9 protein-coding genes, 2 tRNA genes, 1 pseudogene and 1 riboswitch are annotated in these 13,457 nt (G+C 73.6%); of the genes and pseudogenes, 5 read left to right on the forward strand and 7 right to left on the reverse strand.

Translation table 11 applies throughout. From position 1 onward, the window contains the following. Nucleotides 1–361: 361 nt before the first annotated feature. From AY578_RS15360 to AY578_RS15375, 4 genes are all read left to right on the forward strand, one after another. Nucleotides 362–1,786: an NsdA family TPR-like regulatory protein gene (locus AY578_RS15360; protein ID WP_019526033.1), complete on the forward strand. Its 1,425-nt coding sequence runs from the start codon at nucleotides 362–364 to the stop codon at nucleotides 1,784–1,786. Between the two features lie 65 nt (nucleotides 1,787–1,851). After that, on the forward strand, nucleotides 1,852–3,075 hold the full coding sequence (lhgO, locus tag AY578_RS15365) for an L-2-hydroxyglutarate dehydrogenase (RefSeq protein ID WP_019526034.1): 1,224 nt from the start codon (nucleotides 1,852–1,854) through the stop codon (nucleotides 3,073–3,075). 96 nt (nucleotides 3,076–3,171) lie between these two features. Then, complete coding sequence (gene trmB / locus AY578_RS15370) at nucleotides 3,172–4,008, forward strand: tRNA (guanosine(46)-N7)-methyltransferase TrmB (protein ID WP_258902665.1); 837 nt, start codon at nucleotides 3,172–3,174, stop codon at nucleotides 4,006–4,008. A 63-nt stretch (nucleotides 4,009–4,071) separates the two neighbouring features. Further along, nucleotides 4,072–5,391: a PrsW family intramembrane metalloprotease gene (locus AY578_RS15375; protein WP_026243994.1), complete on the forward strand. Its 1,320-nt coding sequence runs from the start codon at nucleotides 4,072–4,074 to the stop codon at nucleotides 5,389–5,391. Between the two features lie 109 nt (nucleotides 5,392–5,500). Here the strand turns inward: AY578_RS15375 and AY578_RS15380 are convergent, their stop codons facing one another. The 5 genes and pseudogenes from AY578_RS15380 to AY578_RS15400 all read right to left on the reverse strand — a co-directional run bounded on the left by AY578_RS15380 (nucleotide 5,501) and on the right by AY578_RS15400 (nucleotide 10,048). Further along, a complete protein-coding gene (locus tag AY578_RS15380; protein ID WP_019526037.1) occupies nucleotides 5,501–6,523 on the reverse strand; it encodes a M23 family metallopeptidase in 1,023 nt (340 codons plus the stop codon). 12 nt (nucleotides 6,524–6,535) lie between these two features. Next, nucleotides 6,536–6,693, reverse strand: a riboswitch (cyclic di-AMP (ydaO/yuaA leader). A 304-nt stretch (nucleotides 6,694–6,997) separates the two neighbouring features. Next, nucleotides 6,998–7,071, reverse strand: a tRNA-Met gene (locus AY578_RS15385). Between the two features lie 63 nt (nucleotides 7,072–7,134). Continuing rightward, nucleotides 7,135–8,268 carry a dihydrofolate reductase family protein gene (locus AY578_RS15390; protein WP_019526038.1) on the reverse strand — a complete coding sequence of 378 codons (1,134 nt, stop codon included), beginning with the start codon at nucleotides 8,266–8,268 and terminating at the stop codon, nucleotides 7,135–7,137. 86 nt (nucleotides 8,269–8,354) lie between these two features. Further along, a complete protein-coding gene (locus AY578_RS15395) occupies nucleotides 8,355–9,014 on the reverse strand; it encodes a response regulator (RefSeq protein ID WP_019526039.1) in 660 nt (219 codons plus the stop codon). 30 nt (nucleotides 9,015–9,044) lie between these two features. After that, nucleotides 9,045–10,048 (reverse strand): annotated as a pseudogene (locus AY578_RS15400) (HAMP domain-containing sensor histidine kinase). Between the two features lie 392 nt (nucleotides 10,049–10,440). Here AY578_RS15400 and AY578_RS15405 point away from each other — a divergent pair. Continuing rightward, nucleotides 10,441–10,734: a DUF3040 domain-containing protein gene (locus AY578_RS15405; RefSeq protein ID WP_019526041.1), complete on the forward strand. Its 294-nt coding sequence runs from the start codon at nucleotides 10,441–10,443 to the stop codon at nucleotides 10,732–10,734. Between the two features lie 95 nt (nucleotides 10,735–10,829). Here AY578_RS15405 and AY578_RS15410 read toward each other — a convergent pair. After that, a tRNA-Lys gene (locus tag AY578_RS15410) sits at nucleotides 10,830–10,902 on the reverse strand. A 154-nt stretch (nucleotides 10,903–11,056) separates the two neighbouring features. Continuing rightward, nucleotides 11,057–13,252, reverse strand: coding sequence for a DEAD/DEAH box helicase (locus AY578_RS15415; protein ID WP_136239674.1), 2,196 nt, complete (start codon nucleotides 13,250–13,252; stop codon nucleotides 11,057–11,059). Nucleotides 13,253–13,457 lie beyond the last annotated feature (205 nt).

Below are 13,457 nucleotides of genomic sequence, written 5' to 3' on the forward strand. Positions count from 1 at the left end.
CGTACCACCGCGGGGCGTACGGTCCGGGAGACGGAGCACGTCTCCCGGACCGTTCCGCCGCCCGCGGGGATGAAGGCGGCGGTGTTCCCCCAGCCCACTGGATCCAGTACAGCGGGCCGACCCACGCACCGACCATGGAACCGCTCCCGGGATGGCCGGAGAAGAGCGCACGGACGGGCGCACGGCCACACACCGGGAGCACGCCGCAACTGCGCGTATCGGTCCCGTACTTCAGTGCGGACCACAATCCCGCCATCCGGAAGAATGCCCCTTAACGCTTGGGATGCGGCGAACTACGCTGGGTTTACGAATGCCGCGTGGTTATGCCAGAGCGGCAGCCGTCTGTGTCGAGGGGTGGCGCATGTCCAGGGAGCAACGCGGGCCGAACGAAAAGCTCGGCGCCGTTCTCGCCCTCGCGGGAATCAGCAACGCCGGCCTCGCGCGGCGCGTCAACGATCTTGGCGCCCAGCGGGGACTGACGCTTCGCTACGACAAGACGTCGGTGGCGCGCTGGGTGTCGAAGGGAATGGTGCCGCAGGGTGCCGCCCCGCACCTGATCGCGGCCGCCATCGGCCAGAAGCTGGGCCGCCCCGTGCCGCTGCACGAGATCGGGCTCGCGGACGCCGATCCCGCGCCCGAGGTGGGTCTCGCCTTCCCGCGCGACGTCGGCCAGGCGGTGAAGTCCGCGACGGAGCTGTACCGGCTGGACCTCGCGGGCCGCCGGGCCGGCTCCGGCGGCATCTGGCAGTCGCTGGCCGGGTCGTTCGCGGTGAGCGCGTACGCCACGCCCGCCTCACGGTGGCTGATAACCCCGGCCGACAGTTCGGTCGCGCGCGAGGCGAGCCCGTCCGACGGCTCCGGCGCACCGCTCAAAGTCGGCCACAGCGATGTGCGCAAACTGCGGGAGGCCGCCGAGGACGCCCGGCGCTGGGACTCCAAGTACGGCGGCGGCGACTGGCGTTCGTCGATGGTCCCCGAGTGCTTACGGGTCGAGGCGGCCCCGCTGCTGCTCGGCTCCTACTCCGACGACGTCGGCCGCTCCCTCTTCGGCGCGGCGGCGGAACTCACCCGTCTCGCGGGCTGGATGGCGTTCGACACCGGCCAGCAGGAGGCGGCGCAGCGCTACTACATCCAGGCCCTGCGCCTGGCCCGCGCGGCGGCCGACGTGCCCCTCGGCGGGTACGTCCTCGCCTCGATGTCGCTCCAGGCGACGTACCGCGGCTTCGGCGACGAGGGCGTGGACCTCGCCCAGGCGGCACTGGAGCGCAACCGCGGCCTGGCCACCGCCCGCACCCTGAGCTTCTTCCGCCTCGTGGAGGCACGCGCGCACGCACGCGCCGGGGACGCGCAGGCGGCCGGAGCCGCGCTGAAGTCGGCGGAGAGCTGGCTGGAGCGGTCCCGGCCCGGCGACAGCGACCCGAGCTGGCTCGGCTTCTACTCCTACGACCGGTTCGCCGCCGACGCCGCCGAGTGCTACCGCGATCTGAAGGCGCCCCGCCAGGTGCGCCGCTTCACCGAGCAGGCGCTGTCGAGGCCCACGGAGGAGTTCGTGCGCTCGCACGGACTGCGCCTGGTGGTCTCCGCCGTCGCCGAACTGGAGTCCGGGAACCTGGACGCGGCCTGCGAGCAGGGCGTACGGGCCGTGGAGGTGGCGGGGCGCATCTCCTCCGCGCGCACCACGGAGTACGTCAAGGACCTGCTGCACCGGCTGGAGCCGTACGGCGACGAGCCGCGCGTGGTCGAGCTGCGCGAGCGCGCCCGCCCGCTGCTGATGACCACGGCCTGACCCGTCCCGCCCCGCCCTTGGTTTGAAGCCGTTGTCAGTGGCGCAGTGCACTATCGACGCGGGAGGTGGCGCAGGTGGTGGCGGGGTCGTACGACTGTGACGTGGTGGTGATCGGCGGCGGGATCGTCGGCCTGTCGACGGCGTATGCCATCGGCCGGGCGGCCCCGGGGACGCGGGTGACCGTGCTGGAGAAGGAGCAGGGCACGGCCCGGCACCAGACGGGCCGCAACAGCGGGGTGATCCACAGCGGCATCTACTACCGCCCCGGCTCCCTGAAGGCGCGGTACGCGGTCTCGGGTGCGGCCGAGATGGTCAAGTTCTGCGCGGAGTACGACATCCCGCACGCGGTGACGGGCAAGCTGATCGTCGCCACGGAGCGCGAGGAGCTGCCCCGGCTGCACGCCCTGGTGCAGCGCGGCCGGGAGAACGGCCTGTCGGTGCGCGAGCTGTGCGGCGCGCAGATCGCGGAGTACGAGCCGGAGGTCGAGGGCCTCGCCGCGATCCATGTCGGCACCACCGGCATCTGCGACTACGGGGCGGTGGCCCGCCGGCTCGCGGAGGCATCCGGCGCCGACGTGCGGCACGGCGCGGAGGTGGTCCGGATCGACCGCCGCCCCGAGCGGGGCGTGGCCGTGCTGACGGCGGCCGGCGACATCGTGCGCGCCCGGATGCTGGTGAACTGCGCGGGGCTGCACTGCGACCGGATCGCGCTGCTCACGGGCGACGAGCCGGGCGCCCGCATCGTGCCGTTCCGCGGGGAGTACTACGAGCTGGCCCGCCCCGAGCTGGTGCGGGGCCTGGTCTACCCGGTGCCGGACCCGGCGTTCCCGTTCCTCGGCGTCCACCTCACCCGGGGCACGGACGACGGCGTGCACGTGGGGCCGAACGCGGTCCCGGCGCTGGCCCGCGAGGGGTACGACTGGCGGACGGTGCGGCCGCGCGAGCTGGGGGCGACCCTGGCCTGGCCGGGCTCCTGGCAGCTGGCCCGCCGCCACTGGCGGTACGGCGCCGGGGAGCTGCACCGCTCGCTGTCCAGGCCGGCCTTCGCGCGGGCGGTGCGCCGGCTGCTGCCCGCCGTGCGGGACGAGGACCTGGTGCCGACGGCGGCCGGGGTGCGGGCGCAGGCGGTGCTGCGCGACGGCACGCTGGTCGACGACTTCCTGATCCGGGAGGCGCCCCGCGCGGTGCACGTGCTGAACGCCCCCTCGCCCGCCGCGACCGCCTCGCTGCCGATCGGCCGGGAGATCGCCCGCCGGGCGCTGGCCGGCCTCACCGAGAGCGAGCGGTGAGCCGCGTGGCGGGAGCGTGCGCCGGGCCGACGCTCGCGGCCGGGCGGCCGTGCGAGATGTCCCCGTAAAATCGAGGGCACTGTGTCTGATTCCGTGATGAGCACCCCCGAAGCACCGCACGCCGAGCGGACCGCCGGCGAGCCGTCCCCCCGCGCCCGCGCGAAGGGGGAGCCGCGCTTCCCCGACGGCCCGAAGGCCGACCCCGCCGGGTCGCACTTCGAGCGCCGGATCCGCAGCTTCCAGCCCCGCCGCAGCCGCGTCACCTCAGGTCAGGCGGATGCGCTGCAGCGGCTGTGGCCGGTGTGGGGGCTGGACATCGACGGCAGCCGCCGGCTGGACCTGGCCGAGCTGTTCGGGAACGGCCGGCCGGTCGTCCTGGAGATCGGCTTCGGCATGGGCGAGGCCACCGCGGAGATGGCCGCCGCCGACCCGGGGACGAACATCCTCGCGGTGGACGTCCACACCCCCGGCCAGGGTCATCTGCTGCACCTCGCCGAGGAGCGCGGCCTGACCAACGTGCGCGTGGCGAACGGCGACGCGATCATCCTGCTGCGCGAGATGCTCGCCCCCGACTCCCTGAGCGGGCTGCGCGTCTTCTTCCCCGACCCCTGGCCGAAGAAGCGGCACCACAAGCGGCGGCTGATCCAGCCCGAGTTCCTGACCCTGGCCGCGTCCCGCCTGGCGCCGGGTGCGCTCGTGCACTGCGCCACCGACTGGGAGCCGTACGCGGAGCAGATGCTCGAGGTGCTGACCGCGCACCCCGACTTCGAGAACACCCGGGAGGACGGCGGTTTCGCGCCGCGTCCCGAGTTCCGTCCGCTCACCCGTTTCGAGCGGCAGGGGCTGGACAAGGGTCATGTGGTGAACGACCTGCTCTTCCGCCGCGTACCGCACGACGACCGCGCCGGGCACCGGGACGGGGACAGCGCCTGACCTCCCCGACCCTCCTCCTGCGCCGGCACGCAGCCCTGCCCCTTTCTCGTTAGGGTCGAATCCGTGGCCAGCAGCCCTCCGTACCCGCCGTACCCCGGCGCAGCTCCCGGCAGCACGCTGCGGCACCCCCACTGGTGGCAGCGCCCGGCGGTCCGCTACGGAGCGGTGGTCACCCTGCTGGCCCTGTCCGGGCTGGTGATCCTGGCGCTGGTGCGGGAGCAGACCGGTACGCAGGGCTTCCTGGTCGGTCTGGGGCTTGCCGTGCTGCCGGTGCCGCTGCTGCTCGCGGCTTTCCGCTGGCTGGGCCGGGTGGAGCCGGGCCCCTGGCGGAACCTGCTGTTCGCCTTCGCCTGGGGCGCGTGCGCGGCGGCACTGATCGCGATCGTGGCGAACAGCTTCGCCACCCGGTGGATAGCGACGACCACCGCCGACCCGGCCGGCGCCGACACCCTGGGCGCGACGGTCATAGCGCCGGTCGTGGAGGAGACTGCGAAGGCGGCGGCGGTGCTGCTGCTCTTCCTGTTCCGCAGACGCGACTTCCACGGGATCCTCGACGGCGTGGTGGCCGCCGGGTTCACCGCGACCGGTTTCGCGTTCACCGAGAACGTCCTCTACCTGGGCAACGCCTTCGGCACCGACCAGCTCACCGGCGGCAGCGGCATCGCCTCGGTCACCGCGGCGACCTTCTTCGTCCGCATCGTCATGTCGCCCTTCGCGCACCCCCTGTTCACCGTGCTCACCGGCATCGGCTTCGGCGCGGCCGCGCTGGCCGCCGACCGGCAGCGGGTGCGGCGCGTGCTCCTCCCCCTCGCCGGGCTGCTGCTCGCGATGGGCATGCACGCCCTGTGGAACGGCTCCGCCACGCTCGGCCAGTTCGGCTTCATCGCGGTGTACGGGGCGTTCATGGTGCCGACGTTCGGGCTGCTGACCTGGCTGGTGGTGTGGACGCGGCAGCGGGAGCTGCGGACCGTGCGCACGGAGCTGCCCGCCTACGCGGTGGCGGGCTGGCTGCGTCCGGCGGAGCCGTTCGCGCTGGGCTCGATGCGGGCGCGGCGTCTCGCCCGGAAGTTCGCCCGCGAGCACGGAGGGAAGCCCGCTGCCCGCACGGTCGCCCAGTACGAGGCGTACGCGACCCAGCTGGCGTTCCTGCGCCACCGGGGCCGCGCGGGGAAGGCGGGGGCGGACTTCGTGACGCGGGAGCGTGAGCTGCTGCTGGAGCTGTGGCACCGGCGCGGGGCGGCCCGCCCGGCCCTTGAGCACGCGGCCCGGCTCACGGCGCCCCCGGTGCCGTACGGCGCGGGCTGGGCGTACGGGCCCATGCCCGCCGCGTGGCCGGCGCAGCCGCCGTATCCGGCGTACGGGGAGAACCCCTACCGGCGCTGAGGCAAGAACCCCCGGACATGCGGAACCGGCAGCCCTGACGTCGGGGGGTCGTCGTCGGGGCTGCCGGCGTTCACGGCGTCGGCGGCCGGTACGCGGCCGCCGGAGTGGTTCAGATGGAGAGGCCCTTGCCCGCCAGCCAGGCGGCCGGGTCGATGCCGCCGGAGCCGGTGTGGACCTCGAGGTGCAGGTGGGCGCCGGTGACGTTGCCGGTCGCGCCGACGCGGCCGATCACGTCCCCGGTGTTGACCTTCTGGCCGACGCTGACGTTGATCGACGACTGGTGGGCGTACCAGATCTCGGTGCCGTCGTCGAGGGTCAGCACCGTCTTGTAGCCGTACGAGCCGTCCCACCCGGCGGAGGTGATCGTGCCGGTGTGGACCGCCTTGATCAGGGTGCCGGTGGGGGCGGCGAAGTCGAGGCCGGTGTGGTGGCCGGAGGACCAGTAGGCGCCGGCCTCACCGAAGGTGGAGGTGATGGTGTACGAGGAGGTCGGCAGCGCGTACTGCTTGGCCAGCTCGGCGAGGCGCTCGGCCTCGGCCTTCTTCGCGGCCTCCTCCTCCGCCTTCTTCCTGGCGGCCTCGGCCTTCTCCTTGGCCTCCTTCTCCGCCTTGGCGGCGGCCTCGGCGGCCTCCTTCTCGGCGGCGGCGAGGGCGGCGGCCTGCGCCTTGCTCTGCGCCTGGCCCTGCTGCTGCTCGACCTGGGCCATGATGCGGGCGCGCAGCGCCTCGCCGGCGTCGGCGGCGCCCTCCTCGGTGCCCGTGTCGGCGGCGGCCATCCTGCCGATGTCGCTGAGGGGGGTGCTGGAGCCCTTCGGTGTTTCCTCGTCGGAGATGAGGGAACCCACGTTGGGCAGGTCGGGCAGGGAGATGGAGACGGGCGGCTTGCCGGTCTGGGCGCTGGCCATGCCGCCGGCGCCGACGGCGGCTATGACGCCGACGCCCAGGACGGTGGAGCTGCGGGCGAGTCCGCCTCCGCGCTGCTTGGCGACGCGGTGCCGGCCACGCACGGGCCGGACGGACTCCGCAGTGGGGTTCCACTCCTCGAAGGGGCCCTCTTCGGCGCCGGGGGCGCCGTAGACGAAGGTGTCGCTCGGCTTGAACGGGGCCTCGGGGGCAGGCGGGTTGGACGCCACGTGGGCGCGCTCCTTTCCTTCCGTCTTCGCCTACCGGGTTAGCTGACGGGTTCGGAGCGGGAAGGTCTCCTACGCGCGTATACGAACCGTGTTTCCACGGCGGTATCCGCCCGATTCACCCCATGGTGGTGGTTCCCCGGTTCCCTTGCGGGATTCGGCGCGTGCGCACGGAGCCGACTTCTGTGACGGCTGGGACGACCGCGCTGCGTTATCGAACGTTAATAGACGCGGGGGCCGGATTCCAAGCCGTTCCTCTTGATCGTTAACGATTTCCGCACGGACTTAAGCGCCATCAGCGGGCGAAAACGGGCGAGTTGACCGGGCCTCTGACGGCCCGTCGAACCTGACGGTGTGTCAGTTGTTATGCGCTGCGGCGCCGTTCACTCACTCTGCGTGAGAAGTAAGGGAGAGGGTGCCGTCAGGGGGAAACACCGAGGGCCGGAACCCTTTCGGATTCCGGCCCTCGGCCTTCAGTAGCGGGGACAGGATTTGAACCTGCGACCTCTGGGTTATGAGCCCAGCGAGCTACCGAGCTGCTCCACCCCGCGTCGGTAAACACAAGTGTACGGCATCCGCGGGGTGCTCCGCACATCCCTTCCCGGTGGGTGCGTTCAGCCGCCCAGCAGATGCGCGTTCGGCGCCTTCGCGCGCTGCTCGAACTCCGGCAGCACCACCACCGTGGCGCCCCCCTCGGCCAGTACGGCGCTGCCGTCGGCGTCCGTCACGAAGGTGTCCGGCTCCCGCCAGGCGGTGACCACCCGGCGCACCCCCGCGTCCAGGATCAGCCGCGCGCAGGGCGCCGGCCGGGACGCGCGGCGGGCGCACGGCTCCAGGCTTGAGTAGACGGTGGCGCCCGCCAGCCGCGGGTCGGTGGGGTCGGCCTTGGCGAGCGCGGCCTCCTCCGCGTGCACCACGGGGTCCTCACCCTCCCGGGAGTGGCCCCGCGCCAGCTCGGTGCCGTCGGCGGCGACCACGACCGCGCCGACGCTGAACGCGGTCTCGGAGGGCGGGCATTGCGCGGCCAGCTCGCAGGCGAGGGCGAGCCAGTGGCGGTCGGCGGCGGACGGCAGGGCGCCAGTGCCGGGCGCGGTGGGCTCGTAGCGCATCAGGACGACGTCGCCGATCGGCCGGGTCTCGAGCAGGCGCAGCCGCCCGCCCTGGTAGGCGCCGGGGCCGAACAGGCGGGGGGCGTCGGGGTCGCCGACGAACAGCGGGGCGAGGACGAGCTGGAGCTCGTCGGCGAGGCCCTCGGTCATCAGCTGCGTGTGGATCCGCCCGCCGCCCTCCACCATCAGCCGCCGCACCCCGCGCACGTCGTGCAGGTGCTCCAGGAGCCGCCGCCAGTCCAGGGCGTCGCCGAGCGGCACGACGTCGGCGGCGATGCCCAGGGCGCGGGCCCGTTCGGCGCCCTTGTCCGTGGTGTAGAGCACCTTCTCGCCACCCGTGTGCCAGAAGCGGGCCGTCGGGTCGAGATCCCCTGAGCCGCTCACCGTGACCTTCAGCGGGTACTCCGGCAGCCCGTCGGCGACCCGGGCGGCGCGGCGCTCGGGCGAGTTGACCAGCAGCCGGGGGTTGTCGGCGCGGATCGTGCCGGCGCCGACCAGGATGGCGTCCACGGACGCCCGTACCTCGTCGACCCGGTCGAAGTCGGCCGGGCTCGACAGCAGCAGCCGCTCGGGGCCGGTGTCGTCCAGGTAGCCGTCGAGGGAGACGGCGGCGGACAGCAGGACGTACGGGTACGGCATCGGCGGGCTCTCCCGGGTGCGGGCGGCGGCGGGACCGCTGCGCGGTCCGTCTCCAGTCTGGCAACCCGTGCGGCCGGGCGCGGAGGTCAGGGCTCGATCAGGCCGACCCGGATCGCGTACCGGGTGAGCTCCAGGCGGTCCTTCAGGCCCAGCTTGGCGAGCAGGTTGGCGCGGTGCCGCTCCACCGTCTTGGGGCTGATCACCAGCATGTCCGCGATCTGCTGCGAGGTGTGGCCCTCGGCGACGAGCTTGAGGATCTGCTCCTCGCGGTCGGTGATCGCCTTCGGGGGCAGGGTCCGGCCCTCCCGCGCGAGGTCGAGGTAGTTGTGGATGAGGGCGTTGACCGCCCCCGGGTAGAGGAACGGCTCGCCCCGCATGGTGGCGTGGCAGGCCTGCACGAGGTCCTGGTCGGCGACCGACTTGAGGACGTAGCCGGAGGCTCCGGCGGCCAGCGCCTCGAAGAAGAACTGCTCGTTGTCGTACATGGTCAGCACGAGGATCCGGGTTTCCGGCAGGGTGCGGGAGAGCTCACGGGCCGCCTGCAGACCGGTCAGGCGCGGCATGGCGATGTCGAGGATGGCCAGGTCGGGGCGGTGCTCACGGGCCAGTTCGAGGGCTTCGGCGCCGTCGGCGGCCTCCGCCACCACGGTCAGGTCCGGTTCGCCGTCCAGGATGAGACGGACCCCCCGGCGGACCAGCGCGTGGTCGTCGGCGAGGAGGATGCGGGTGGGGGAGGCGTCGGTCATGGTTCAGCGTTTCCGGTCGGGGGGCGTCGGTCACGGGGGCGGCGCGTGCGCGGGCGCGGAGCGGCGCACGGCGGCCGGGGTGGTCGAGGGTGCGGACGTGCGCACGGGCCGTACGGGAACGAGGGCGTGCGCGGGGAAGCGCGCGGGGACGGGCACGGCGAGCCTCGCGCCCACCAGCAGCGCCCGCTCCCGCATGCCGCGGATGCCGGCGCCTCGTCGGCGCCGCCGATTCCGCGGCCGTCGTCGCGGACCCGCAGCTCGACCCCGCCGGGCGTGCGGCGCAGGGCCAGCTCGGCCCGGCGCGCCCCCGCGTGCCGCGCGACGTTGGTGAGGCCCTCCTGGGCGACCCGGTAGAGCACCAGCTCCGACTCGCGGTCCAGCTCGGGCAGGCCGGGGTCGAGGCAGTGCTGCACGGTCAGCCCGGGCCCGCCGAACTCGGTGGCGAGCGCCTTGAGGGCGCTGGCCAGGCCCAGCTCGTCCAGCACGCCGGGGCGCAGCCGGCGGGCGATCCGCCGGATCTCCTCCAGGGAGGCGCGGGTGGTCTCCTGCACCTGCCGCAGCTCGTCGCCGAGTCCGGCGGGGGCGTGGTCGGCGGCCCGCTTGAGCTGGAGCAGCACGGCGGTCAGCGACTGGCCGACCTCGTCGTGCAGCTCACGGGCGATGCGGCGGCGCTCCGCCTCCTGCGCGGACAGGGCGCGTGCGCTGCTGGTGGCCCGCTCGTCCTCGAGCCGGTCGAGCATCGTGTTGTACGTGGTGATCAGCTCGGCGATCTCCCCGCGCCCGCCGACCGCGGTCCGGTGCCCGGGACGCAGCAGGTCGGTGGTGTTCATGGCGCGGGTGAGGCGCTGCAGCGGGGCGAGTCCCACGCGCAGCAGCAGCGCGTTGGCGACGAGCATCGCCGCCAGGCCCACGGTGAGCACGGCCGCCTCGGTGAGCAGCACCGGCGTGGACACCGTGACGGGTCCGAGGAGCAGGGCGGTGGCGACGATCAGCACGACGGCGTTCAGCAGGAAGATGCGCCAGAACAGAGGCACCCGGTTCCGCCTCCTCGCCGTCGGTACGCTCAAGGCCCCGACAGCCCGCGGCCGGGGGCGCGGCGCGGGCCGTCACCGTCCAGCCTCCGCTCCCGCGCGGGGCGGCGCCATCGGTGACAGTCCCCATTTTCCTGGCGTGGGCGGCCACGGGTCCGCGGTCCCGTGCGTACCGGTCCCCCAGGGAGTTGGGGGGCGCGACGGATGGTTCCGGCCGTGCGCCCCGGGCGACCCTGGAGGCACCGTACCGGGCGGGTGACGACCTCGGCGCACGGGCAAACTCCTGGACATCGGCCCGAGTTCGCGGCATGCCGGCGGTTCACGCACGTCCCGGTGCTCGGAGCGACGGCCGTCGACGGTGTGACCGGACGGCCACCTTCTGGGAAGGAGGAGCCGTGCCCCAGTCCGACGACGACCGCCTGGTCGACCTCGCGGCCCGACTCGAGCACGAGGACCCCCGTTTCGCCCGCTCCCTCGCCGCCGGCCGCCCGACGCGCCCGCGCGAGTACCGGCGGACCCGTGCCTGGTGGGTGCTGGCCGTGGGGCTGGGCATGCTGGTCGCGGGCATCGGCGTCCCCGACGGACTGCTGATCGCGGCCGGCCTGGTGACCAGCGGCATCGGCGTGCAGCTCATCGACCCCTACCGGCGCCCGGACGAGGACGACGCCCGGCGCCCGTCACCCCGCTGACCCTCCCCCTTCCGGGAACGCGAACGGCGCCCGTACCGGCCTGGCCGGTGCGGGCGCCGTTCGCGCGCGTGGGGGGCTTCCCCTCCCGCGGGAGGTAGGCCCTGTGGGACTCGAACCCACAACCAATGGATTAAAAGTCCACTGCTCTGCCAATTGAGCTAAGGGCCCCTGGCGATGTTGCCTCCCCGAGCATAGCCGGACGCGGGCGGGGAGCCGATCGGGTATCGGGCAGGCGCGTGGCGGTCACCGGGGGCACACAGGCGCGAGGGCCCGCGCGACGCGTGTCGCGCGGGCCCTCGGCGGTCACTTCGGTGAGGCGGTGTCAGCCGTTGCGCTTCCAGCGCGGCTTGTCCTCGCGGCGCTGGAACGAGCCGCCGCCTCGGTGGTCGTCACGACGGCCGTAGGGGCGGTCGTGGCTGCCGGAGCGGAAGCCCGGGCGGTCGCCCTGACGGTCACGGTTGAACGGGCGGTCGCTGCCCCGGTGGCCGGGACGGTCGTCACGGCGGAAGCCGCCGCGGTCGCCGCCGTCACGGCGCTCGAAGGAACGGCCACCGCGGTCGCCGCCACGGTCGTCCCGGCGCTCGAAGGAGCGGCCGCCACGGTCGTCGCGTCGGTCGTCCCGGCGGTCGTCACGACGGAACCCGCCACGGTCGCCACCACGGTCACGGTTGAAGCCGCCACGGTCGCCACGGTCGTCACGACGGAACCCGCCGCGGTCGCCGCCACGGTCGTCCCGGCGCTCGAAGGAGCGGCCGCCACGGTCGTCGCGTCGGTCGTCCCGGCGGTCGTCACGACGGAACCCGCCACGGTCGCCGCCACGGTCACGGTTGAAGCCGCCACGGTCGCCACGGTCGTCGCGACGGAACCCGCCGCGGTCGCCGCCACGGTCGTCCCGGCGGAAGTTGCCGCGGTCGCCCCGGTCGTCACGGCGGAACCCGCCGCGGTCGTCCCGGTCGTCCCGCCGCTCACGCCGCTCGTACGGGGCCGAGGCCGCCGGGCGCTCGACGCGCTCGGTCCGCTCGACGTCCCGCGCGGTCGGCTGCTCCGGCAGCGTCGCCTCGGCCTCGGCCACCACGGCCGCCGCCTCGGCGATCACGGCCTGCGGGTCGTCGCCCCGCTCACGCGCGGCGCGGGCCAGCAGACGGTCGGCCTCCTCGCGCAGCTCGGTGGCGCGGCGCTGGGCGCGCTCCAGCTCCTTGGTGAGCTGGGCGACCTCGCGCTCGGCCTGCTGCGCGGCGTTCCCGGCGGACTCGGCCTGCACCTCGGTCATGGAGCGGGCGCCGGTGATCTCGGCGACCTCCGGGTCGAAGGCCGCGCCGCCCTGGATGATGTGGCGCGTGGCGTCGACGCCCGCGTCCTCCATCAGGCGGAAGATCTGGCGCCGCTGGTGCGGCAGCGACAGGGAGACGACCGTGCCGGTGCGTCCGGCGCGCGCGGTGCGGCCGGCGCGGTGCAGGTAGTCCTTGTGGTCGCCGGCCGGGTCGACGTTCAGCACCAGGTCGATGCCGTCGACGTGGATGCCGCGGGCGGCGACGTCGGTGGCGACCAGGACGTTGACGTAACCGTCCTTGAAGTCGGCGAGGGTGCGGGTACGGGCGCCCTGGGTCATGCCGCCGTGCAGCGCCTCGGCCTTCACGCCGGAGTCGCGCAGCTGCTCGGCGACGCGGTCGGCGCCGAGCTGGGTGCGGACGAAGATGATGGTGCGGCCCTTGCGGGAGGCGATGGCCGCGGTGACCGGCGCCTTGTCCTTGGGCTTCACGACGAGGATGTGGTGCGACATGGTCGTCACCGCGCCCTGCGCCGCGTCCACCTCGTGGGACACGGGGGACTCGAGGTAGCGGTCGACGAGGGTCTTGATCTCGTTCTCCATGGTGGCGGAGAAGAGCATGCGCTGACCGCCCGCGGGGACCTGGTCGAGCAGCTCCGTCACCTCGGGCATGAAGCCGAGGTCGGACATCTGGTCGGCCTCGTCGAGGACCGCGATCTCCACGTTCTCCAGGGAGCAGGCGCCGCGGTTGATGATGTCGCGCAGCCGGCCCGGGGTGGCGACGAGGACGTCGACGCCGCGCTCGAGGGCGTAGATCTGGTTGCCCATGGAGGTGCCGCCGCAGACGACCTTCATCTTGAGGCCGAGGACGTCGCCGTAGGGCTGGAGGGCGTCGGCCACCTGCATGGCCAGCTCACGGGTCGGCGTCAGGATGACGGCGCGCGGCTTGTGCTTCTCGGTGCGGCCGCCGGCGAGCTGCGCCAGGGTCGGCAGACCGAAGGAGAGGGTCTTGCCGGAGCCGGTGCGGCCACGGCCGAGGATGTCCTTGCCGGCCAGGGCGTCCGGGATGGTCGCGGCCTGGATCGGGAAGGGGCTGGTCACGCCGTTCTGCGCGAGCTTGCGCACGACGCCCTCGGGCAGGCCGAGGTCGGCGAAGGTGAGTTCGGGAGCCGCAGCCTCGACGGCGGCGGTGGTGTCGGTGTCCTCGATGTTCTCGGGCACGACGACGTGATCAGTACTGGCGATGGGCATACGAATGCGAAACCTTCCGGAGTCTCTTCGGCACGCGCCCGTCAACTCCGTGATTCGCAGTTCGCAATTACGACCGCCTCAATGCGGTCCACCACGGCAAGGGAGAGAGTACGCGCCACACGGCGCGCTCTGTTGTGGCGCCGGGCAAATAGGATCAAACGATCTGCCACCATACGCACCCCGGCACCTCGGATGCAAATCCGCA

The organism is Streptomyces thermocarboxydus, assembly GCF_024760485.1.
GTDB classification, from domain to species: domain Bacteria; phylum Actinomycetota; class Actinomycetes; order Streptomycetales; family Streptomycetaceae; genus Streptomyces; species Streptomyces cellulosae.

Coding starts and splice junctions, on each gene's coding strand:
- AY578_RS15360 (WP_019526033.1), top strand. CDS start 362: ATGTCCAGGGAGCAACGCGGGCCGAACGAAAAGCTCGGCGCCGTTCTC.
- trmB (WP_258902665.1), top strand. CDS start 3,172: ATGAGCACCCCCGAAGCACCGCACGCCGAGCGGACCGCCGGCGAGCCG.
- AY578_RS15390 (WP_019526038.1), bottom strand. CDS start 8,268: ATGCCGTACCCGTACGTCCTGCTGTCCGCCGCCGTCTCCCTCGACGGC.
- AY578_RS15395 (WP_019526039.1), bottom strand. CDS start 9,014: ATGACCGACGCCTCCCCCACCCGCATCCTCCTCGCCGACGACCACGCG.
- AY578_RS15415 (WP_136239674.1), bottom strand. CDS start 13,252: ATGCCCATCGCCAGTACTGATCACGTCGTCGTGCCCGAGAACATCGAG.